General features: G+C 76.1%; 17 protein-coding genes and 1 riboswitch. Of the genes, 10 read left to right on the top strand and 7 right to left on the bottom strand.

Going from position 1 to position 21,111, the window contains the following annotated elements:
• Positions 1–12: 12 nt before the first annotated feature.
• The 3 genes from ACFYUY_RS22800 to ACFYUY_RS22790 all read right to left on the bottom strand — a co-directional run bounded on the left by ACFYUY_RS22800 (position 13) and on the right by ACFYUY_RS22790 (position 2,732).
• Positions 13–633 carry a cytochrome b/b6 domain-containing protein gene (locus tag ACFYUY_RS22800; RefSeq protein ID WP_360221143.1) on the bottom strand — a complete coding sequence of 207 codons (621 nt, stop codon included), beginning with the start codon at positions 631–633 and terminating at the stop codon, positions 13–15.
• On the bottom strand, positions 617–1,330 hold the full coding sequence (locus tag ACFYUY_RS22795; protein ID WP_360221140.1) for a molybdopterin-dependent oxidoreductase: 714 nt from the start codon (positions 1,328–1,330) through the stop codon (positions 617–619). Before ACFYUY_RS22795 ends, ACFYUY_RS22800 begins: the two co-directional genes overlap by 17 nt.
• 64 nt (positions 1,331–1,394) lie before the next feature.
• Positions 1,395–2,732, bottom strand: coding sequence for a glycosyltransferase 87 family protein (locus ACFYUY_RS22790; protein WP_387902971.1), 1,338 nt, complete (start codon positions 2,730–2,732; stop codon positions 1,395–1,397).
• A 195-nt stretch (positions 2,733–2,927) separates the two neighbouring features.
• On the opposite strand from ACFYUY_RS22790, the gene ACFYUY_RS22785 reads away from it, so the two are divergent.
• Together ACFYUY_RS22785 and ACFYUY_RS22780 are read left to right on the top strand one after the other, a co-directional pair.
• Positions 2,928–4,043 (top strand): molybdopterin-dependent oxidoreductase, encoded by a 1,116-nt coding sequence (locus ACFYUY_RS22785; protein WP_387903130.1) that lies wholly within the window; start codon positions 2,928–2,930, stop codon positions 4,041–4,043.
• The gene (locus ACFYUY_RS22780) at positions 4,040–4,474 is read left to right on the top strand and encodes a hypothetical protein (protein ID WP_360221134.1); all 435 of its coding nucleotides are present in this window, start codon (positions 4,040–4,042) and stop codon (positions 4,472–4,474) included. Before ACFYUY_RS22785 ends, ACFYUY_RS22780 begins: the two co-directional genes overlap by 4 nt.
• On the opposite strand, the gene ACFYUY_RS22775 is transcribed toward ACFYUY_RS22780, so the two are convergent.
• Positions 4,440–5,297 carry an S-methyl-5'-thioadenosine phosphorylase gene (locus tag ACFYUY_RS22775; RefSeq protein WP_387902969.1) on the bottom strand — a complete coding sequence of 286 codons (858 nt, stop codon included), beginning with the start codon at positions 5,295–5,297 and terminating at the stop codon, positions 4,440–4,442. The two genes, ACFYUY_RS22780 and ACFYUY_RS22775, sit on opposite strands and share 35 nt — an antisense overlap.
• Positions 5,298–5,626: 329 nt before the next feature.
• Between ACFYUY_RS22775 and ACFYUY_RS22770 the strand changes: the two genes are divergently transcribed.
• The 5 genes from ACFYUY_RS22770 to ACFYUY_RS22750 all read left to right on the top strand — a co-directional run bounded on the left by ACFYUY_RS22770 (position 5,627) and on the right by ACFYUY_RS22750 (position 10,044).
• Positions 5,627–5,845, top strand: a complete 219-nt coding sequence (locus ACFYUY_RS22770) for a DUF6480 family protein (RefSeq protein ID WP_360221128.1) — start codon at positions 5,627–5,629, stop codon at positions 5,843–5,845.
• A gap of 76 nt (positions 5,846–5,921) precedes the next feature.
• Positions 5,922–7,529, top strand: a complete 1,608-nt coding sequence (locus ACFYUY_RS22765) for a molybdopterin-dependent oxidoreductase (RefSeq protein ID WP_387902966.1) — start codon at positions 5,922–5,924, stop codon at positions 7,527–7,529.
• A gap of 131 nt (positions 7,530–7,660) precedes the next feature.
• Positions 7,661–8,284, top strand: coding sequence for a serine aminopeptidase domain-containing protein (locus tag ACFYUY_RS22760; RefSeq protein WP_387902963.1), 624 nt, complete (start codon positions 7,661–7,663; stop codon positions 8,282–8,284).
• Positions 8,285–8,394: 110 nt separating this feature from the next.
• Positions 8,395–9,351, top strand: coding sequence for an SDR family NAD(P)-dependent oxidoreductase (locus ACFYUY_RS22755; protein WP_387902960.1), 957 nt, complete (start codon positions 8,395–8,397; stop codon positions 9,349–9,351).
• A 72-nt stretch (positions 9,352–9,423) separates the two neighbouring features.
• Positions 9,424–10,044 (top strand): L-threonylcarbamoyladenylate synthase, encoded by a 621-nt coding sequence (locus ACFYUY_RS22750; RefSeq protein ID WP_387902957.1) that lies wholly within the window; start codon positions 9,424–9,426, stop codon positions 10,042–10,044.
• A 40-nt stretch (positions 10,045–10,084) separates the two neighbouring features.
• On the opposite strand, the gene ACFYUY_RS22745 is transcribed toward ACFYUY_RS22750, so the two are convergent.
• Entirely contained in the window at positions 10,085–10,993 is a 909-nt protein-coding gene (locus tag ACFYUY_RS22745; RefSeq protein ID WP_360221114.1) for a hypothetical protein, read from the bottom strand.
• 274 nt (positions 10,994–11,267) lie between these two features.
• Positions 11,268–13,583 carry a 5-methyltetrahydropteroyltriglutamate--homocysteine S-methyltransferase gene (metE, locus tag ACFYUY_RS22740; protein WP_387902955.1) on the bottom strand — a complete coding sequence of 772 codons (2,316 nt, stop codon included), beginning with the start codon at positions 13,581–13,583 and terminating at the stop codon, positions 11,268–11,270.
• Between the two features lie 178 nt (positions 13,584–13,761).
• Positions 13,762–13,965: riboswitch (cobalamin riboswitch) on the bottom strand.
• Between the two features lie 423 nt (positions 13,966–14,388).
• On the opposite strand from metE, the gene ACFYUY_RS22735 reads away from it, so the two are divergent.
• The 3 genes from ACFYUY_RS22735 (at position 14,389) to ACFYUY_RS22725 (ending at position 19,697) form a co-directional block, all read left to right on the top strand.
• Positions 14,389–15,840: a condensation domain-containing protein gene (locus tag ACFYUY_RS22735; protein ID WP_387902953.1), complete on the top strand. Its 1,452-nt coding sequence runs from the start codon at positions 14,389–14,391 to the stop codon at positions 15,838–15,840.
• A gap of 176 nt (positions 15,841–16,016) precedes the next feature.
• Positions 16,017–17,336: a lipase family protein gene (locus ACFYUY_RS22730; protein WP_387902951.1), complete on the top strand. Its 1,320-nt coding sequence runs from the start codon at positions 16,017–16,019 to the stop codon at positions 17,334–17,336.
• Positions 17,337–17,612: 276 nt separating this feature from the next.
• Positions 17,613–19,697 carry a HelD family protein gene (locus ACFYUY_RS22725; protein ID WP_387902949.1) on the top strand — a complete coding sequence of 695 codons (2,085 nt, stop codon included), beginning with the start codon at positions 17,613–17,615 and terminating at the stop codon, positions 19,695–19,697.
• 193 nt (positions 19,698–19,890) lie between these two features.
• Here ACFYUY_RS22725 and ACFYUY_RS22720 read toward each other — a convergent pair whose 3' ends face one another.
• Positions 19,891–21,105 (bottom strand): erythromycin esterase family protein, encoded by a 1,215-nt coding sequence (locus tag ACFYUY_RS22720; RefSeq protein ID WP_387902947.1) that lies wholly within the window; start codon positions 21,103–21,105, stop codon positions 19,891–19,893.
• Between the last annotated feature and the right edge of the window lie 6 nt (positions 21,106–21,111).

Genomic DNA, 21,111 nt, shown 5'->3' with positions numbered 1-21,111 from the left:
ACGCCGCGAACGCTACTCCGGCGTGCCCGAGGGGCTCCCGCCCCGCCACTGCGGGTGCTCCCGCTCGGCCCAGCGCCGGTCGACCAGCCCGGTGCGCATCCCGCGCCGGGCCTCCGGGTCCCGCAGGGCCATCCGGACGTGGCCGGCGGTCACCACGGCGATGGCCACCGCCAGCCAGTCGTGGACGAAGGTCGCGCCGGTGCGCCAGGCCACCGGGGCCAGGTGGGTGAGCCACATCAGCAGGCCGGTACCGAGGATCACCAGCATCGCGCCGAGCGTCCACTGGGCGTAGAGCTTCTGCCCGGCGTTGAACTTCCCCGCCGGGCGGTGCGCGGCACGCGCCCGGGTGGCCCGCAGCCACGCCCGGTCCACGGGCTGGAAGCGGCTCAGCCTCGACAGGTCCGCGCGCACCGCGCGGAACGCCAGTCCGACCAGCAGCGGTACCGGCAGCGCGAGGCCGCACCACACGTGCACGGTGACGACGAGCCGCCGGCGGCCGACCAGTTCGGCCAGCGGCGCGAGGTAGAGACAGGCGGCGGTCGCCAGGCAGGTCAGCATCAGAGCGGCGGTGGTGCGGTGCACCCAGCGCTCGGCGCGGGTGAAGCGCAGCAGGAGGTCAGCCGGTCGGGGCATCGTCACGTCCGTTCGAGCGGCCGACCCAGGCGTCGACGTCATAGCCGTTCTGTTCCCAGTAGCCCGGCTCCACCCCGGCGGTCACGGTGATCCCGGAGAGCCACTTGGCCGACTTGTAGAAGTACATCGGCGCCACGTACAGGCGCACCGGCCCGCCGTGCGAGTGGGAGATCGGGGCGTCCTGGAGCTTGAGCGCGACGACCACGTCGTCCCGCCGGGCCTGCTCCAGGGTGAGGCTCTCGGTGTACTCGCCGTCGAAGCAGCTGAACCGCACCGCGCCGGCGCCCGCCCTGACGCCGGCGGCGTCGAGCAGGTGCGCCAGCGGCACGCCCTCGAACGGCGTGTTCGGCACCCGCCAGCCGGTCACGCACTGCACGTCCCGCACGATCCGGCGCTGCGGCATCGCCTGGAGGTCGGCCAGGCGGTAGCTGCCCGGGCGCTCCACGAGCCCGTCCACCGTCAGGGCGTACGTGTCCGGCCCCTTCGTCGGGACCGACGGGACCACGGAGTAGTACCGGAACCCGCCGCCGCCCGGCAGCAGGCCGGTGAGGCCCGTCGGGTCCTTGCCGGCCACCGCGTCCTGGGCCTTCTGGAGGTACGGGCCGACCGCGACTCCCGCCGCGCCGAGCCCCAGCAGGCCCAGCACCACGCGGCGGCCCACCGGGGTGCCCCGGCCCTCTTCGATCTGTTCGCTCACGCCGCCGATTCGACCAGGCGGGGGACGAAACCGCCAGGCCCGGCACCGGGACGTCAGACTTCCGTCACTTCTCGGCGCCCACCGCCACGGCCGGCCGTGCCCCGCGGCGCTGCCGCAGCAGCGGGACGAGGAGGACGACGCACAGCGCCGCCCCGTAGGAGAGCTGCTGCGCCGCCTGGCCGCCGGCGAGGTAGAGCGCCTGCCCGGCGGCCGGGACGGCCAGCCACTCCCAGCGGCCGTCGAGGGCGACCAGCCCGACCACGAGCAGCCCGTACCACGGGTAGGAGGGCGCGACCAGCAGCAGCGCGGTGCCCGTCACCAGGAGCGCGCCGGCCCACGGCCGGTGCGGGTCGCCCCGGAGCAGGACCCGGACCACGACAGCCGCGAGGACCAGCGCCGCCGCCCACGGCGCGAGGCCATCGGACAGCACCAGCCGGAGCAGCCCGAAGCGGTCGATGTGCCCCTGCTCGTAGCCCTCCTCCCGCAGGTAGCCCGGCAGGTAGCCCAGCACGGAGGTTCCGGAGGCCAGGACGTATGGCAGGTAGGCCAGGGCGAAGGCACCGAGGGCGGATCCGGCGAGCAGGAGGTCGCCGCGGGTCGGGCGCCTGGCCAGGAGACCGGACAGCGCGCCGGGCAGGGCGAGGGCCGGCAGCAGCTTGGCCGCGACCGCACCGCCGAGCAGGAGCCCGCCGCGCACGGCCCGCCCGCGCGCCGCGCAGGCGAGCCCGCCGACCGTGAGCAGCACGCCGAGCGTGTCCACGTGCGCGTCGTTGACGGCCCACACCGTCACTCCGGGGAACCACCCCCAGAGTGCGGCCTGCCACTTCTCCCGCCCGACCGCCAGCAGGAGCCCGGTGGTCGCCACCGCCAGCACCGCGCCGCCGGCCTGCACACCGCGGACCCCGCCGCCGAAGGGGTGCAGCGCGAGGAACCACGCCTGCGCCACCGGCGGGTAGACGGTGTGCACGGCCGGCCGGTTGATCCGGGTGCAGTCCCCCGCCGTGGTGCGCCGCTCGTCCCAGCCCGTGCAGCCGTCGCCGACGGGGAAGAGCCCCGGGTCGCGCAGCGGGGCCAGCGCCGGATCGTCCGGCGTGCGGGCGTAGGGCGAGATCCCGGCGGCCTGGACCCGGCCGTCCCAGACGTAGCGGTAGGCGTCGTCGCTGCTGCGCGGCGGCGCCAGCAGCCCGACGGCGGCCACGGCGACGCCGCCGGCCAGGACCAGCGGCACGACCTGGGCGCCGGGCACCCTGCGCAGCGTCAGCACGGCGGCGGCGAAGAGGGCGAGGTCGAGGAGGTACCAGCCGGGCCGCGGGAGGGCGACGGCGCCGGCGACGGTCAGCGCCAGGGCGGTGACCAGGGCGGCGAGGGCGAGGAGGCAGGGCAGGAGGGTACGGGGGATCACGCCTGCCACCCTCCCACCGGGCCGCCGCTGCGAGGCCGGTGGCGAGGCCGCCGTTCGAAACACGTAAGCACGTCGGACCACCGGCCGGGCGCTGCGGGGCGCTTCGATGGACGGGTGGACACCGAACCCGCCGACTCCGGCACCCCGGCCCCCCGCCGCCGCTACGACCCGCCACTGCCCGCTCCCCCGGCGTTCCTGCGCCGCGGGCCCTTCCGCGACGGGGCGTTCAGCTCTCCGCTGCACGAACCGCGGACGGTGGTCGTCGTCGGCCGCTGGCTGGGCGCCGCCCTCCTGGTCTGCTTCCTGACCGGTCTGACCAGCCATCTGCTCCAGGACCCGCCCGGGTGGCTCGCGCCGCACCTGCCCGCGCGGCCGGTGAACGGCTACCGGGTCACCCAGGGGCTGCACGTGATCAGTGGTCTGGCCGCGATCCCGCTGGTCGGTGCGAAGCTCTGGGCGGTCTACCCGCGGCTCTTCGAGTGGCCGCCGGCGCGCAGCGTGCTGCACGCCCTGGAGCGGCTCGGCATCGCCGTCCTGGTGGCGGCCGTCCTGCTGGAGCTGTTCACCGGTCTGCTGAACACCCTGCAGTGGTACCCGTGGCCGTTCCCGTTCCGGCAGACCCACTTCTGGCTGGGCTGGCTGGCCACCGGCGGGCTGCTGGTGCACCTCGCGGTCAAGGCTCCGCTGATCGCCGCCGTCTGGTGGCGCCGGGCCGCTCCGGCCCTGGCGCAGCGCCGGGCGTTCCTGGCCGCGACCACCGCCGCCGCCGGTGTGGTGACCCTGGTGACCGCCGGTCAGAGCGTGCCCTGGCTGCGCTCCCTGGACCTGCTGGCCCCGCGCCGCCCCGACATCGGCCCGCAGGGCCTGCCGGTGAACCGCACCGCCGCCCAGGCCGGCACCGTCACCGTGCCCGCGGACTGGCGGCTGCGGGTGGACGGGCCGCAGCCGTTCGAACTCACCCTCGCCGAGCTCGGCGAACTCCCCCAGCACTCCGCCGAGCTGCCGATCTCCTGCGTGGAGGGCTGGAGCGCGGCGGCCCGGTGGACGGGGGTCCGGATGGCCGACCTGGTCCGACGGGCCGGCGCCCCGCCCGGCTCGGCGGTACGGGTCACGTCGCTGGAGGCCGACGGGCCGTACCGGGTGATGGAGATGCCCGCACCCTACGTCGACGATCCGCTCAGCCTGCTCGCCCTGCGGGTCGACGGCGAGGTCCTGGCCGCGGACCACGGCTTCCCCGCCCGCGTCATCGCGCCGAACCGGCCCGGCGTCCTGCAGACCAAGTGGGTCACCCGCATCGAGGTGATCGCATGACCGCCGCCCTGCGCGCCCTGCTGCTGGCCGCCGGCCTCGCCGTGATCGGCTACGGCCTCTCCGGGCTGCTCGCAGACCCGTACATCACCGACCCGCTGGACGTCGCGGTCTGGGGGATCGGCGGGCTGGTGCTCCACGACGGGCTGTGGGTGCCGCTGGTCTGCCTGCTGGGCGCGTTCGCGGTCCGCGGGCCGGTGCTGCGCGGCTGGCTGGTCGTCGCGGCGGCCGTCACCGCCGTCGGCTTGCCCGCCGTGCTGCGCGCCGACGACGACCACGGCAACCCGTCGGTGCTGCCGCTGCCGTACCTGCGCAACTGGCTGCTGGTGCTGGCCGCCACCGCCGGCGTCGCGCTGCTGGTCGCGCTCGTCGGGCGGTGGCGGCGCCGCGGGCGGGCCGTCAGGCGCCCGGCACCCCGGGCAGACCGGTCGTGAGACCGTCCAGGGCGTGACCGCACGGGCACTCCCGGACCACCGGGAGGCCCTCCAGCGCCTTGAACAGCACGGTGCGCAGCCGGTCGACGTTGCGGGCGAACACCGCCAGCACCTCGCCGTGGGTGACGCCCTCGCCGCTCTCCACACCGGCGTCGAGGTCCGTGACCAGGGCCACCGAGGTGTAGCAGAGCCCGAGTTCACGAGCCAGGACGGCCTCCGGGTGCCCGGTCATGCCGACCACCGACCACCCGTTGGCGGTGAACCACCGGGACTCCGCGCGGGTGGAGAAGCGCGGACCCTCGATCACCACCAGCGTGCCGCCGTCGACCGGCTCCCAGGCGGCCTCCCGGGCGGCCTCCATCGCCGCCCGCCGCCCCGCCGGGCAGTACGGGTCGGCCACCGACACGTGCACCACCTCGGGCACCGTGCCGTCCGGCAGCGGCAGCCCGTCGTAGAAGGTCTGCACCCGCCCGGAGGTGCGGTCCACGAACTGGTCGGGCACCAGCAGGGTGCCCGGCCCGTACTCCGGGCGCAGGCCGCCCACCGCGCAGGGCGCCAGCACCTGCCGCACGCCCAGGGAGTGCAGCGCCCACAGGTTGGCGCGGTAGTCGATGCGGTGCGGGGGGAGCCGGTGGCCGCGCCCGTGCCGGGGCAGGAAGGCCACCCGGCGGCCGGCCACCTCGCCCACGAACAGCGCGTCGCTCGGTTCGCCGTACGGGGTGGCCACCCGCACCTCGGTCACGTCCTCCAGCAGCTCGTAGAGCCCGGAGCCGCCGATCACGCCCAGCTCGGCCGTGGGCAGGGCGTTCTGGTCGACCGTCATCCCGGTCCACCTCTCTTCTCGCGAACAACGTCCCGGCCACTGTAGGAACGGACGGGGGCGGGGGCGGGGCACCGGACCTTACGACTCACGAACGTCCGGCGCGGCGACGACCCGCCCCCGCCCCCCGGGGTGCCGCCCGCCCCACCGCCCGGAGCGGCACCGCCGGCGGCCGCCCCCGCGCGCTGCGGAAGCGCTGCGGTTTGGCGGCCGGGGCCCCGGCGGCGCACGATCGAGTGAGGCGCCCGGCCTTCCCGGTGACCCGCGACCGCGGGCCCGCCCGGACCCGGCGGTCGGCGCCGGACAGGGCCCCCGACCGCCCGGGAGGAACGATGAGCACCACCCATGCCGCCACACCGCCGCTGCGCCCGGCCGCCGCACCGCGACCGACCGAGACGCCCGAGTGCGAGGGCTCGACGTCCGCGGGCATCTCGACGCCGGAGGCCGTCGAACTGCACACCGCCTGGCCCGGCTGGATCCCGCTGCTCGTCATCGCCGTGCTGGTGATCTGCTGCGTCGGCTTCGCGGTGGGGCGCATCGCGGGCTGGTGAGGCCCGGCCGGTGCACAGCCCGGCTCCCGCGCGGCCGCCCACCCATCCGCCGTGCCGGGTGCCCCGAATCCCGGGCGTGAGCAACCACCCCTCCCAGCCCCCTCCGCACCCCCGACCGCACCGCGCCCGCCTGCTGCGGGCCGGCGCGGCCGCGACGGCCGGGCTGGCCGCGGCCACCGCCGCCCTCGGAGCCGGCGAGCTGCTCGCCGCCCTCACCGGCCCGGACACGGCGCCCGTCATCGCCGTCGGCTCGACGGCGATCGACCTGACGCCCACCCCGCTCAAGGAGTACGCCGTCCGGACCTTCGGCACCGACGACAAGCCGGTCCTGCTCGGCGGGATCCTGCTGACCACGGCCCTGCTCGCCGCCCTCGCCGGACTGCTGGCCGCCCGCCGCCCGGCGTACGGCGCCGGGGTCTTCGGCGTCTTCGCCCTCGCGGGCGCCTGGGCCGCGGCGTCCCGCCCGGACGCGCACCCGGCGGCTGCCGCGCCCGCCCTGGCGGCGGGTCTGGTCGGCGCGGCCGCCGTGCTCGCGCTGGCACGCCTGCTGCGGACCACCGGGCCCACGTCGGTGACTGCCGCCGCGGCGGCCGTACCCGCCGGGCGAGCGGGGAGCAGCCGCCGGACCGTCCTGGCCGCCACCGGCGGCACGGTCGTGGCCGGCGCACTCGCCGGCGTCGGCGGCCGCACGCTGTCGGACCGCCGCACCGACGTCGCCGCAGCCCGGGACGCCGTCCGTATCCCGCCCGCCGCGGACCCGCTGCCGCCGCCCCCGGCGGCACTGCGGCCCAAGGTCGCGGGCCTGTCCCCGTTCGTCACCCCGAACGCCGACTTCTACCGGGTGGACACCGCCCTCACCCTCCCACGCATCGACCCGCGGCAGTGGGCCCTGCGGATCCACGGCATGGTCGACCACCCGCTCCTGCTGACCTTCGACGACCTGCTGCACGAGCCGCTGGAGGAGCTGGACCACACGCTGTCCTGCGTCTCCAACGAGGTCGGCGGGCCCTACGTCGGCACCACCCGCTGGCTGGGCGCCTCCCTGCCCGCCCTGCTGCGCCGGGCCGGCGTGCGGCCCGGCGCGGACCAGCTGGTCGGCCGCTCCCAGGACGGCATGACGATCGGCACCCCGCTGGAGTCGGTCCTCGACGGCCGGCGCGCGCTGCTGGCGGTCGCGATGAACGGCGAGGCGCTGCCCGTCGCCCACGGCTTCCCCTGCCGCAGCATCGTCCCGGGCTTCTACGGCTACGCCTCCGCGACCAAGTGGCTCGTCGACCTCGACGTCACCACCTTCGCCGCGTTCGACCCGTACTGGGTGCGCCGCGGCTGGGACCGCACCGGGGCCGTCCGGACGGCCGCGCGGATCGAGGTGCCGGCGCCGTTCGCCCGCGTCCCGGCGGGCGAGGTCACGGTGGCCGGCACCGCCTGGGCGACCCACCGGGGCGTCGCCGCCGTCGAGGTCCGCGTCGACGGCGGCCCCTGGCGGCAGGCCCTGCTCGCCGCCGACGGCGGCCCCGACCTGTGGCGGCAGTGGAGCCACACCTGGGCCGGCGCCACGCCCGGCACCCACCGGCTCGAGGCCCGGGCCACCGACGCCACCGGCGCCGTCCAGACCGAGGAGCGGGCCACCCCCTTCCCGGCGGGCGCCACCGGCTGGCACAGCACCGTCGTCACGGTCACCTGAGCGGGCCCGGCATGCCCACGAACCCCTCGCCTCCGGAGCCCTCGCCCCAGGACCCCCCGCCCCCGGACCCCTCGCCGCCGGACCCCTCGCCGCCGGACCCCTCGCCGCCGGACCCCGAGGAGCGTCCGGCCGTGCTGCTCGTCCTGCCCGGGGGCCGCGCCGAGAGCCTCGACCCACCGCCCAGACTGGGCCTGGCCAGGCTCCGGATGCGGGTGTTCGCCGCGGCCGTGCGCCGCCGCGTCGGCGACGCCGCGCTCACCACGGCCGAGGTGCACTACCGCCACCGCGGCTGGAACGGCCCGCAGGCGCACCCGGTCGCCGACGCCCGCGCGGCCGTGCGGGAGCTCGTCGCGCACGCGCCCGACGTCCGGATCGTCCTCCTCGGCCACTCGATGGGCGGCCGGGCCGCCCTCGCCGCCGCCGACGAGCCCCAGGTGGTGGGCGCGGTGCTCCTGGCGCCGTGGTGCGAGCCCGTGGACGGGGCGGAGCACCTGCGCGGCCGACGGATCGTCGTCCTCCACGACCCGGCGGACCAGGTCACCAGCGCCCGCAAGTCCCGCGCCTTCGCCACCCGGGCCGCGCGGGCCGGCGCGGACGTCCGCTACCTCGACGTGCCGCGCGGCGGCCACGCCATGCTCGCCGGGGCCGGGGACTGGCACCGCCTCGCGGCCTCGGCCGTCACGGCGCTGCTGGCCGCGGGACCGCTGCCCGGAGCGCCCCCGGACGCGCCCGCACCCGGCCTGACACCCGGCTGACCGCGCCGACGGTGACCTGTCGGCGATCTGTGAGCGGCCGCGCCGAGGCTTGGCACACCCACTCCCCGTGGGGACACCGCCGGTCCTTCGAACGCCCAGGAGCCACCCCTATGCCGTCCGTACCCCTGCCGTGGAACGTGCACCGACCGCCCCGCGCCGACGGGCAGGTCGTCCTGGTCACCGGCGGCAACGCCGGGATCGGGTACTTCATCGCGGAGCAGCTGGCCACCACCGGAGCCACCGTCGTGCTCGGCAGCCGGAGTCCGGCGCGTGCCGAGGCCGCCCGGGCCGTGATCCGCGACCGCGTGCCGGGCGCCCGGGTCCGCACGCTGCAGCTGGACCTCGCCGACCTCCCGTCGCTGCGCACCGTGCCGGACGCCCTCGGGTCACCCCGCCTCGACGCGGTGGTCCTCAACGCCGGGGTCGCGCTCGACGATCCGCCGCGGGTGGAGACCGCGGCCGGCCACGAGCTGATGTTCGGCACCAACCACCTGGGGCACTTCGCGCTGACCGGGTGGCTGATGCCGCTCCTGGCAGCCGCCCCGGCGGCCCGCGTGGTGACCATCGGCAGCTTCGCGGCGAAGTCCGAACACCTGGACCTCGCCGACCCGCAGTCCCGGCGGGACTACGTGCCCAAGCGGGCCTACGCGCGGTCCAAGCTGGCGCAGATGCACGCCGGCCTCGAACTCGACCGCCGTCTGCGCGCGGCCGGCAGCACGGTGGCGAGCGTGCTGGCCCACCCCGGCGGGGCCCTGGACTCGCTCACCCCGGCACGCCCGCCCGTGCACGCCCGGACGCCCGGCACCGCGCTGCGCGGGGCGCCCGCCGCCGTGCTCCTCCAGGGCAAGCACGCCGGCGCCTGGCCCGCCGTGCGGGCGGTCCTCGACCCGGCGGTGCGCGGCGGCCAGCTGTGGGGCCCGCGCGTCGCCGGCCTGCGCGGCAGGCCCCGGCTGGAACCTCGCTGGCGCACCCTCACGGACACCGCCGTCGCGGCGCACCTGTGGGACCTCAGCCGCGACCTGACCGGCGCCGACCCCGGCACCGGCCCGCTCCGGCACCCACGGTGACCCGGGGCCGCGGCCGGTCCGCACCGCGGGGCTGCGCGCGGCGGGGCGGGCGGATCCCGTAGGGTCGGGCGAATGGCGAAGTACTTCGACGTGCATCCAGAGACCCCGCAGGCCCGCACCATCGGCACCGTGGCCGACAGTCTCCGCGCGGGGGCCCTCATCGCGTACCCGACGGACTCCTGTTTCGCCCTGGGCTGCGCCATGGGCAACCACGAGGGCCTGGAACGGATCCGCTCCATCCGGCGGCTCGACGACCGCCACCACTTCACCCTGATGTGCGAGAACTTCGCCCAGCTCGGGCAGTTCGTCCACATCGACAACGCCGTCTTCCGCGCCGTCAAGGCGGCGACGCCCGGCAGCTACACCTTCATCCTCCCGGCCACCAGGGAGGTGCCCCGCCGGCTGATGCACCCCAAGAAGAAGACCGTCGGGGTCAGGATCCCCGACCACGCCGTCACCCGCGCCCTGCTCGCCGAACTCGGCGAACCGCTCCTGTCCAGCACGCTCCTGCTGCCCGGCGACGCCGAACCCATGACCCAGGGCTGGGAGATCAAGGAGCGCCTCGACCACGTGCTCGACGCCGTCGTCGACTCCGGGGACTGCGGCACCGAGCCCACCACCGTGGTCGACTTCTCGGACGGGACGCCGCAGATCGTCCGTCAGGGCGCCGGGGACCCGTCGCGGTTCGAGTAGCACCCGCTCGACGCCCCCGGGCGCGGACCCGACGGCCCGTTCAGTGCTTCCGCGTCAGACGGCCCAGGACGCTCGGGCCGCGGGTCGTCTCCCAACGCGACCGCGCCTGGCGGATCACCGTGTCCCACTCCTGGCGGACCTCGTTGTCCGGGGGGCGCTCGCCGCGGCCGATCCGGTCGAGCTCCTCCTGCACCTCCCGTCCGAGCGCCGCCGAGGACACGGCCACGAACATCGCCCCGAACAGGGCGGAGAGCATCGCGAACACCGCCCCGATCGCCCCGTAACGGTTCGTGGTTGAGTTGAAGAGGTACGGCAGGTAGACGCTCATGGCCACCGAGTAGCCGGCCAGCAGGGCCGCCCCGATGAAGCCGAACGGCATCAGGTCGCCCCTGCTGATCCGGGCGGCGGACAGCAGCCGGCCGCTCCAGACGAGGAAGACCGCCGTCACCGGGGCCACCAGGAGGGACGCGCCCAGCTCCAGCGTCCCGCGGCCGAGCACGGCGTGGACCCAGCCGCTCAGCGCGGCGTACCCGGCCAGCAGGGCGATCCACTTCAGACCGTTCACCGTGTTGCGCACGCTCAGGGGATGCAGCTCCCAGCCCTGCTCGAAGAGCCGCTGGGCGGCCCGCGCGAAGCTCAGCGCCGAGACGAGCAGGAAGGCGAGGCCGAAGAGCCCCACGCTGCTCCAGCCGCCCGACGAGGAGAGGATGTGGCGGACGGCTTCGGCGCCGTCCTGGGTGAGGGCGTAGCGGTCGATGACGCGTTCGGCGACGTCCTTGCCACCCAGCCGGACCACGAGGGAGCTGCAGACGATGGCCAGCGGCACCAGCGCGGTCAGCGCGGCCGAGGCCAGGGCCATCGAGCGGTCGAAGCCCACGAGCCGCTGGAACCGGCCGAACACGCGCAGCGCGAACGCCGGGCGGAGCCAGAAGGTCGCCGTCCGCAGCACGGTCTCGCGGGTGATCCGTGTCGTGTGACCCTCCGGAGTGGCGGCGACGAGGTGTCGTCGGGGGGAGCGGGTGTGGTCGGCGGGTGCTCCCGCGGGCCCTCCGGTCCGCGCGGCGGCACCCCGCCGGGGCCATCCTGCCGCCCCGGATCCCGATCGACCCCGGCAACCCGCCGCACGGGCGCCGCCCTCGGTCGCCGTCACCCGTCCGTCCCGACCGCGCCGGAGGCCCCGCACCGGGGCGGGCAACGGGCCCGCCCCGGTGCGGGGCCGTGGCTCAGCCGGCGAGTTCGGCCCGGAGGCGGCGGGCCGCGCCGACCAGGCTGTCCAGCGAGGCGCGGGTCTCCGGCCAGCCCCGGGTCTTCAGGCCGCAGTCGGGGTTGACCCAGAGGCGCTCGGCCGGGATCGCCGCCAGCCCGGCGCGCAGCAGTTCCACGGCCTCCTCGGTGCCGGGCACCCGCGGGGAGTGGATGTCCCAGACGCCCGGGCCGACCTCGCGGGGGTAGCCGGCGGCGGCGAGCTCACCGGCGACCTGCATGTGGGAGCGGGTGGCCTCCAGGGAGATGACGTCCGCGTCGAGGTCGTCGATGGCCGTCATGATGGCGCCGAACTCGGCGTAGCACATGTGGGTGTGGACCTGGGTGTCGGCGCGCACCCCGGAGGTGGCGAGGCGGAACGCCTCGGTGGCCCAGGCCAGGTACGCCGGGCGGTCGGCGGCCCGCAGCGGGAGGGTCTCGCGCAGGGCGGGCTCGTCGACCTGGACGACGGCGGCGCCGGCGGCCTCCAGGTCGACGACCTCGTCGCGCAGGGCGAGGGCGACCTGCCGGGCGGTGTCGGCGAGCGGCTGGTCGTCGCGGACGAAGGACCAGGCGAGCATGGTGACCGGCCCGGTGAGCATGCCCTTGACCGGGCGGTCGGTGAGGCCCTGGGCGTAGCGGAACCAGTCGACGGTCATCGGGTGCGGCCGGGAGATGTCCCCGGCGAGCACCGGCGGGCGCACGTAGCGGGTGCCGTAGGACTGCACCCAGCCGTGCCGGGTGGCGAGGTAGCCGGTGAGCTGTTCGGCGAAGTACTGGACCATGTCGTTGCGTTCGGGCTCGCCGTGGACGAGGACGTCGAGGCCGGCCTTCTCCTGGAAGGCGATGACCTCGCGGACTTCGGCCTCGATGCGCCCGCGGTAGCCGTCGGCGTCGATCCGCCCGGCGGCGAGGTCCGCGCGGGCAGTGCGCAGCTCGGTGGTCTGCGGGAACGAGCCGATCGTCGTGGTGGGCAGCAACAGCAGTCCGAGGCGGGCGCGTTGGGCCTCGGCGCGCTGCGGGTAGGCCTGCGGGCGGCGGGCGTCGGCCGCGCTGACGGCGGCGGCCCGGGCGCGGACGGCCGGGTCCCGGGTGATCGGGGAGCCGGCGCGCGAGGCGAGGTCGGCGCGGTTGGCGGCGAGGTCGGCGGCGATCGCGCCGGTGCCCTCGCGCAGGCCGCGGGCGAGCAGGGCGGTCTCGGCCGTCTTCTGCCTGGCGAAGGCGAGCCAGCGGGCGATCTGCGGGTCCAGGTCCCGTTCGGCGGTGGCGTCGAGGGGGACGTGCAGCAGCGAGCAGGAGGTGGCGACGTCGACGCTGCCGGCGAGGCCGAGCAGGGTGGCCAGGGTGGCGAGCGACTTCTCCAGGTCGTTGATCCAGATGTTGCGCCCGTCGACCACGCCGGCGACGAGCCGCTTGCCGGGCAGCCCGCCGACGGCGGCGAGGTCGTCCAGGTTGGCGGCGGCGGGGCCGGTGAAGTCCAGGGCGAGGCCTTCGACCGGGGCTGCGGCGAGCACCGGCAGGGCCGCGCCGAGGCGGTCGAAGTAGCTCGCGACGAGCAGCCTGGGCCGGCTGGTGAGGGCGCCCAGCTCGCGGTAGGCGCGGGCGGCGGCGTTCAGCTCGGCCGGGGTGCGGTCCTGGACGAGCGCGGGTTCGTCCAGCTGCACCCACTGCGCACCGGCCGCCTGCAGTTCGGCGAGCAGTCGCGCGTAGACGGGCAGCAGCCGGTCGAGCAGGGTGATCGGCTGGAAGTCCTCGGCGACGCCGGGGGCGGGCTTGGCGAGCAGCAGGTAGGTGACGGGGCCGACCAGCACCGGGCGGGCGTCGTGACCGAGGCCGAGGGCCTCGCGCAGCTGCGCGACCTGGTGGTCCGGGTCGGCGGTGAAGACGGTGTCGGGGCCGAGTTCGGGCACCAGGTAGTGGTAGTTGGTGTCGAACCACTTGGTCATCTCCAGCGGAGCGACCTCCTGGGTGCCGCGCGCCATGGCGAAGTACCCGTCGAGCGGGTCGGCGTCGACCGCGGCGCGGTGGCGGGCGGGGACGGCGCCGACGGCGACGGTGGTGTCCAGCACGTGGTCGTAGAGCGAGAAGTCGCCCGTGGGGACTTCGTGGACGCCGGCCTCGGCGAGCTGCCGCCAGTTCTCCCGGCGCAGGTCGGCGGCGGTGGCGAGCAGGGCGTCGGCGGTGACGGCGCCCTTCCAGTACCCCTCGACCGCCTTCTTGAGCTCCCGGTCGCGGCCCTGGCGGGGGTAGCCGTGGGTGGTGGCGCGGGTTGCCGCGGCTGCGGACTTCGTCGTCAAGGGACTCTCCTTCGCGAGTCTGCTTCCTCTGGTCCCCGGGGACGGGACGAGGGTGCGAAGGGGTGCCCGACCGGGCGCGGCCGCGGGCGCAGGGATGCGCCGGACCCGCCTGGTGTGCACGCCGACCCGCCCACGAGGTCACCGGGATGTCCGCGCGCGATCGGTCGCGTGCGGGCAGTGGCAGGTCTTCGGACTCGCGGGCGCGGCCGCCCTGGTCAGGGCGGTCACCTACTGGCCGTCGCTTCCCAGGCCCGTCCGGGCCCAGTGCGTATGACGGCGGTCGTTCCCACTCACCGCTGCGGGGCAGTCCCGGAATGGCCACGTGAATGGCGTCACCGGGTTCCCTCTTGCGACGCGCCTGCCTGGCGGACAGGGCGAACCAGCTGCCCGGCCAGCCTAGTGCGAACCCGCGGCCGGGGGCGCGGAAATCCCACCACGTGTCCACGGGGTGAGACGTGGCCGGTCCCCCGGCGGCACCGGCCGTCGCGGCGGCCGTGGAATCCGCCCACCGCGACGGGCCCGACCGCACTCCGACGCGGCGCTCGACCCGCCGTTCGACCGCGGGTCCCCGCAGCTCCGGCGTGCGCTCGTACGCCGACGGCCCAGCCGTGAGGGGATCCCGGCGGGCCGAGCCCGGTCCGCGGACGCGCCGGAGGGCACGGCCCCGGCGTCCGGTCACCGTCACCCGAACGGCGGCTGCCCGTATCCGAGCGCCGGGCCGTCGCGTTGGTACGGCACCAGCTGGTGGGCCGACATCCGACCGCTCTGGTACCACCCGACGACGACAGCGGCAGAAGAGGGCGACATGCTCCAGATCTCAGTCGAGGACTCCGAGATCGGCCCGGGCGAGGCCCACCGGTGGCACCTGGTCCCGTTGACCGGCGGCGACCCCGCCCCGCGCCGGATGACCGGTTACAACCAGGCGAAACATTTCACCGTGGCCCAGCACGCCCAGAGCGTCGACGAGCCGATCCGCTCCTACGTCGCGGCCAGCTTCGAACTGGCCGGTCCGGTCGACCTGGACGCGCTGGCGGTCGCGCTGCTCCACCTGGTGCGACGTCACGAGGTGCTCCGGGCGGTCTACCAGCCGCTGGGCGGGGACCTCGGCTGCGAGGTCCTGTCGCCCGGGGAGGTGGCCCTCAAGCACGTCTACGCCGGCCCGTTGGAGACGCCCGCGGAGGTCGAGCGCCACCTCCACGACGCGTTCAAGGAGGTGGACACCCTCTCCTGGCCGCTGATCACCATGGGCGCGGTGGTGCGGCCGGAGTCGACCACCGTCTGGTTCTCCTGCGACCACCTGGTCACCGACGGCCTCTCCAGCGCGATCGCCGTCAACGACATCACCACGGCCTACCGGAGCCTCACCGCGGCCGGAACCGCCACCGAAGCCGCCACCGAAGCCGCTGACGGACCCGAGGCCGACCGGGTCCGCCCGGCACGCCCGGCCCGCACCGAGGATGCGGCCCAACAGCCGGGCAGCTACCTGGAGTTCAGCCGCGGCCAGCGCCGGGCCAACCGCGCCATGCGCGCCGACGACGCGCGGCTGGACTACTGGCGGGCGTTCCGCGACCGCAACGGCGGCCTCTTCCCCCGCTTCCCGCTCGACCTCGGCGTCCGGCCCGGCCGGCTGTACGCGCCGACCGCCGGCACCGAGCGCCTGCTCAGCGCCCGCCAGGCCGAGGCCTTCGGCACCGCCTGCCGGGCCCGCGGCGGGCGGCTGTCGATGGGGCTGCTCGCCGGGCTGGCGATCGCCCTGCGGCAGGAGGGCGGGCCCGAGGTCTACCGCGGCCTGGTGCCGGTCAACGAACGCGGCCGGGGCGTCTACGCGGAGTCGATGGGGTGGTTCATCAACACCCTGCCGATCGAGTTCCCGGTCGGGCCGCGGGCGGGCTTCGGCGAGGTGCTGACCGCAGCCCAGGACGCCTACGGGCAGCTGCAGGCCCACGCCGGGGTGCACTTCGTGAAGGCCTGGCGGCTGCTCGCCCCCGCCGAGTACGCGCGGCTGCACTACTGGCCGCACGCGGTGAACTTCTACTCCTACATCGACTTCCGCCGGCTGCCCGGTGCCGACCGGCACGCCGCCCAGCGGGCCCGCCTGCACGTCTGGGTCTCGGGCTGCAACGGACTGCTGCAGTGGCTGCACCGCACCGACGACGGTCTGTTCGTCAACACCATCCACGTCGACACCCCGCAGGCCCGGGCCACCAACCGGGCCCTGCTGGACGGCTTCACCCGCGTGCTCACCGACGCCTCCTGACGCACCGGCGCGCCCGTCCGAGCCCCGATCCCGCCCCTCCGCCCCTCCGCCCCCGGCCCGCCACCGACGGGCCGGTCCGCCATCCGGCCGCAGCGATTGCCCCGCCCTCCGCACCGAGTGAGCATCGTCACATCAGGTGACGTGGCGTCACCCTGTGCAGCGAGAGGAATCGACGAATGAGGGCATGGCTTCGAGCCGGCGCGGTGGCCGCTCTGCTCACCCTGGTGTCCGCGGGGCAACCGGCCGCGGCCGCGGGCGGCGCGTGGGGGCACGGCGACGACCACGGCGGCGACACCGCCCGGTGTGCGCCGGGTGTCCCGCTCGGTCCGGACGGCCCGGACTTCTACGAGCCGCCGTCCCCGCTGCCGGACGGCCCGCACGGCACTCTGATCTGGGCCCGGCAGGTCCCCGCCCCGGAGCACGCGCACGCCTGCCGGATCCTGTACCGCTCCACCCTCCACGACGGGGCCGCCGTGGCGGTGTCCGGCCTGGTGGTCTGGCCCGACGGCCCCTCCTCCCCCCGCGGCGGGCGCAACGTGGTGGCCTGGGCGCACGGCACCGTCGGCGGCCCCCGCCAGTGCGCGCCCTCGGCCGCACCGGACCCGGCCGTCAACCTGATCGACTACTTCAGCTACCAGAGCCCGTACTCGATCGACGTCGGCATCCCGGCGCTGACCGACTTCCTGGCCGCCGGCGACGTCGTGGTCGCCACCGACTACCAGGGGCTGGGCACCCCCGGCGTGCACCAGTACGTGGTGGGCGCGACCGAGACCCGCAACGTGCTGGACTCCGTCCTCGCCGTCCACCGGCTCCGGGAGGCGCACGCGGGCAGCCAGACGGCCGTCCTCGGCTGGTCGCAGGGCGGCGGCGCCGGGCTGTTCGTCGGCCAGGACGCCTCCGGGTACGCCCGGGGGGTCGACCTCGTCGGGGTCGCCGCGCTGGCCCCCGCCGCCGACATCGGGCCTGAGCTCGAAGGACAGGTGCTGCCCGGCCCGCGCAGCGACTCCTCCGAGTCCCACAACGCGGCCCTGCGGATCAACCTCTACCGCGGCTTCCTCGCCGCCTACCCGGAGCTGCAGGCCTCCGGGGTCCTCAAGCCGGCCGGGATCGAGGCCCTCCAGGGCGACGCCACCGCCTGCATCGAGCACTTCGCCGACGTCATCCAGAACAACGTGGGCGACACGCACCAGCTGGACACGCTGTTCCAGCCGATCAGGGACGTCCCCCGGTCCTGGCGCGACCGCTTCCACGAGAACACGCCCGGCTACACCACCGGCCTCGCACCGATCCTGGTGATGCAGGGCACCGACGACACCGTGATCAACCCGCACTCCACCGAGCAGTACGTCAGGCGCGCCTGCGGCTTCTCCCAGCCGGTCGAGTACACGACCTACCAGGGCGCCACCCACAACACCGTGCCCTTCGTCGCCCAGCAGGAGTACCTGAGCTGGATCGCCGACCGGTTCGCCCACCGGCCGGCCCCCGGCAACTGCTGACCCGCCCCTCCCCCTGCCCCCCCTGACCGAGGTGCCCCGGCCCGTCGCGCCGGGGCACCCGGCCGTTCGTGGCGCCGCCCGGATCCGGAGGCCGTCCGCCCGCCGCCCGCCCGACGAGGCCCCGCGCACGCCTGCCCACGGGCCGTCCGCCGGGCCCCGGGGCCATACAACGGCCGGTCCGGTCAACGTTTACATTTCCGGAAACGGTCTGCATAGTGACGCGTCGACACAGTGACGGATCGACAGATCCGCAGGTCGAGCGGGGAGGACCGTTTCTTGTCCCAGATCAACGAGGCCGGCGCGCGCGAGGTGGAACGCGAGCGGGCCGAGGTCGCCGTCATAGCCGGGCTGTTCGACGAACGGCTCGCCGGCACCCGGGAGGAGCTGGCGCGCGTGCTCGCCTCGACGTCCGACGGCGCGGGCGAGGTGTACGAGCGGGAGGTGGCGGCCGGGCGCCTGGCGACGGAGGTCCGCCGGCTGGAGGGGGCCGAGGGCGGGCTGGTCTTCGGCCGGATCGACCTGGCGGACGGCACCGTCCTGCGGATCGGACGGCTGGGTCTGCACCGGGACACCGACGAGCTGCCGGTGCTGGTGGACTGGCGCGCCGAGGCCGCGCGGCCCTTCTACGAGGCGACGCCCGTCCACCCCATGCGCCTGCGCCGGCGCCGCCACCTGCGGACGGCGGACCGCACCGTGGTCGGGGTGAGCGACGAACTGCTCGACGGCTCCGAGCCCACCGCCCACGACGTGGTCGGCGACGGCCCGCTGACGGCCGCGCTCCAGGAGCGGCGGACGGGCCGGATGGGGACGGCGGTCGCCACCCTGCAGGCCGAACAGGACACCATCGTCCGCTCGCCGCACCGCGGGGTGACGGTCGTGCAGGGCGGCCCGGGCACCGGGAAGACGGTGGTGGCGCTGCACCGCGCCGCGTACGTGCTGTACGCCTTCCCGAAGGCGGCCGAGCGCGGCGTGCTGGTGCTCGGGCCGAACGCGCGGTTCCTGGACTACATCGGCCAGGTGCTGCCCTCGCTCGGCGAGAACGACGTCGTCCTGGCGACCTGCGAGGAGCTGGCCGGCGTCGTACCCGGCGCGGCGGACGCCTTCGAGGCGGCGCGGCTGAAGGGCGGCGCCGAACTCGCCGACGCGCTGGCCGCCCTGGTCCGCGCCCGGCAGGCCCCGGCCGGCGGCTTCGAGGTCCGGGTCGGGCAGGAGTGGATCCGGCTGCCGGACGGCGACGTCGCCCAGGCCCGGCGGGCGGCGCGGGCGGGCGGCCGCGCGCACAACCCGGCGCGCCGGCTGTTCAAGGAGCTGCTGGTCGACGCCCTGGTGCGGGAGCTCGCCCGCAGCAGCGCCGACGCCCTGGAGCAGATCGACGCCGAGGTCGCGCAGCTGACCGGCCTCGACCTCGACCGGGTCGCGGCGGCGGACCTGCGCCGCCTCGGCGTCGACGCCGCGCCCGCCACCGGCGCCGACGAGTTCGACGCCGACGCCGTGCGTGCCGAGCTGCTGGAGGACGCCGCGCTCGACCGCGCCGTCGAGGAGCTCTGGCCGCGGCTGACGCCCACCGAGGTGGTCGACGCCCTGCTGGCGGGCGACGACGGGGCGGCCGGGCACCTGCCCGGGTTCACCGACGACCAGTGGGCCCTGCTGCGGCGGGCGCCCGACGCCCCCTGGACGGACGCCGACGTGCCGCTCCTCGACGAGGCCGCGAGCCTGGTCGACGGGCCGCCCGCGCGGGTCTTCGGCCACGTCGTCGTCGACGAGGCGCAGGAACTCACCGCCATGCAGTGGCGGATGGTGGTGCGCCGCTGCCCGGGCAGGTCGATGACCCTGGTCGGGGACTTCGCCCAGGCCGGGCCGGCCACGACGGCCCGGGACTGGCACCAGGCGCTCGGCCCGCACCTCGGCCCGCGCTTCGACCTGCGCACCCTGACCGTCAGCTACCGCACCACCCAGGAGATCCTCGCCGGCACGGAGGAGCTGCTCGCCCGGATCGCCCCGGACCAGCCGGCGATCCGCTCCATCCGGCACGGTGAGACGCCCCGCACCCTCGCCACCGCCCCGGGGTCGCTCGTCGCCGAGCTGCTGCGGGAGCTGCGGGCGCAGCACGCCGCGCACCCCGGCGAGCTGGTCGGCGTGGTCTGCGCCGACGGCCGGGCGGAGCAGCTCGCGGCCGCGGGCGTCGAGCGGCACGCCGTCCTGGTCCCGGCCTCGCAGGCGCGCGGCCTGGAGTTCGACGCCGCCGTCGTCGTCGACCCGGACGGCATCACCGCCGCCCGCCCGGGCGGGGAGCGCGACCTCTACGTCGCACTCACCCGGGCCACCAAGCGGCTGTGCACGGTCACCGTGCCGTCGGCCTGAGCGCCGCGGCCTGGGCCCCGCCGACCGCGCCACGCCGACCGCGGGTCGCCGACGGCGCGCTGCGGGGCCCGCTTCTGCTGCTGCGTGGGTGACGTCGCCGACGGTATGCGGGCCACTCCGTGACCGGCATCGGTCATCGCGACGTAATGTCACCTGGCCCCTGGGCCAGGGGCCAGGGGCCAGGGGCCAGGCATCAGGCGTCCGCCGGAACCTGCCGGACGTCGCGGACGAAGACGAGGGCGTCGGTGTCCGCGAGGTGGGTCGGGTCGAACGGCGCGTAGCCGAACCAGGGGGACGTCCGGGGTGCCGGACCCGGATCGCCGAGGGCGGTGGCCAGGCGGGCGGCGCCGACGACGCAGCGGTCTCCGGGCAGCGCGTACAGGAGGCCTTCGAGGGTGTCGTCGGGCGGGGTGTCCACGCCCCGGTGGCGGATCGTGCCGAGGGCGGTGGCCACGACGGCGTACTCCGCGCCGAGCCGGGCACTGACCAGCGCACCGGCGCTCCACCACTCCACCGGGCCCTGCCACATCCGCATCGAGCTCTTCCGCCGCTGGAGGTGGGAGTTGTGGGCGTGGACGAGGACCGGGCCCCGGTCGGCGAGGGCGAGGAGGTTCTCGGCCATCATCAGGTCGCGCTGGGCGCACAGCCGGCTCATCCGAGCCGGCGACGGGTCGGCCATCGCGTGGTGGTAGCGGAGCAGGCCGGTGGCGGTGCGTGCGTGCAGGCGGGCCCGTTCCACCTCCTCCGGCGAGGTCGCGGCGAGCAGGTGCGGCGCCTGCGCGTCGAGCAGCGCCCCCAGGTCGTCGGCGAGCAGCCGGAGCCGCTCGGCCTCGGCCGAGCGGCCGGTGGACCGGGCCGGGTCCGTCATGGCGGCGGGTTCGGTCCACCGGTCGTCGGGCCCGAGCAGGCGGTCGAGCGTCTCCGCCGTGCACGGGAGCAGCTCCGCGTCGAGGTGCGCCGCGAGGTGGCCGTGCAGCGCGGTGAGGGCCTGTCGGGGGCTCGCGGCGGCGGCGATCTCCAGCGGGCCGTCGAACCCGGCGAAACGGACCCGGTCGGCGGCGGGCCGGCCATCGTTGTGGGCGCGCATCCAGCGCACCAGCTCGCGGTTGCCCGCGAGGGCGCCCCACTCGTGGCTGAAGCCGTGCTCCATGACCTCGTCCAGGGTGCCGGTGCCCCCGGTGACGTGGTCGTCCACCAGCCGGCCCGCGAGGCAGTCGCTCTCGATCGCGATCGTCCGGTACCCCTCCTGCTCGACGAGCTGCCGGAAGAGGTCGTTGCGCAGGTCGAGCAGCGCGTCCTCGCCGTGGGTGGGCTCGCCCAGGGCGAGCAGCCGCGGCCGGGCAGGGAGCAGCCCCAGGACGGCGGCGGCATCGACGGCGTGCACGGCGTTCTTGATGTCGGTGGCCATGGCTTC

Source organism: Kitasatospora sp. NPDC004745, assembly GCF_042873275.1.
Lineage (GTDB): Bacteria > Actinomycetota > Actinomycetes > Streptomycetales > Streptomycetaceae > Kitasatospora.
Note: the sequence above shows the minus strand (reverse complement) of the source record. Positions and strands in the feature narration are given on the sequence as shown.

What these genes read in the sequence shown, in the direction of transcription:
- ACFYUY_RS22780 (WP_360221134.1), top strand. Translation starts at nt 4,040, where the DNA reads ATGACCGCCGCCCTGCGCGCCCTGCTGCTGGCCGCCGGCCTCGCCGTG.
- ACFYUY_RS22755 (WP_387902960.1), top strand. Translation starts at nt 8,395, where the DNA reads ATGCCGTCCGTACCCCTGCCGTGGAACGTGCACCGACCGCCCCGCGCC.
- ACFYUY_RS22770 (WP_360221128.1), top strand. Translation starts at nt 5,627, where the DNA reads ATGAGCACCACCCATGCCGCCACACCGCCGCTGCGCCCGGCCGCCGCA.
- ACFYUY_RS22775 (WP_387902969.1), bottom strand. Translation starts at nt 5,297, where the DNA reads ATGACGGTCGACCAGAACGCCCTGCCCACGGCCGAGCTGGGCGTGATC.
- ACFYUY_RS22800 (WP_360221143.1), bottom strand. Translation starts at nt 633, where the DNA reads ATGCCCCGACCGGCTGACCTCCTGCTGCGCTTCACCCGCGCCGAGCGC.
- ACFYUY_RS22750 (WP_387902957.1), top strand. Translation starts at nt 9,424, where the DNA reads ATGGCGAAGTACTTCGACGTGCATCCAGAGACCCCGCAGGCCCGCACC.
- ACFYUY_RS22720 (WP_387902947.1), bottom strand. Translation starts at nt 21,105, where the DNA reads ATGGCCACCGACATCAAGAACGCCGTGCACGCCGTCGATGCCGCCGCC.
- ACFYUY_RS22730 (WP_387902951.1), top strand. Translation starts at nt 16,017, where the DNA reads ATGAGGGCATGGCTTCGAGCCGGCGCGGTGGCCGCTCTGCTCACCCTG.
- ACFYUY_RS22735 (WP_387902953.1), top strand. Translation starts at nt 14,389, where the DNA reads ATGCTCCAGATCTCAGTCGAGGACTCCGAGATCGGCCCGGGCGAGGCC.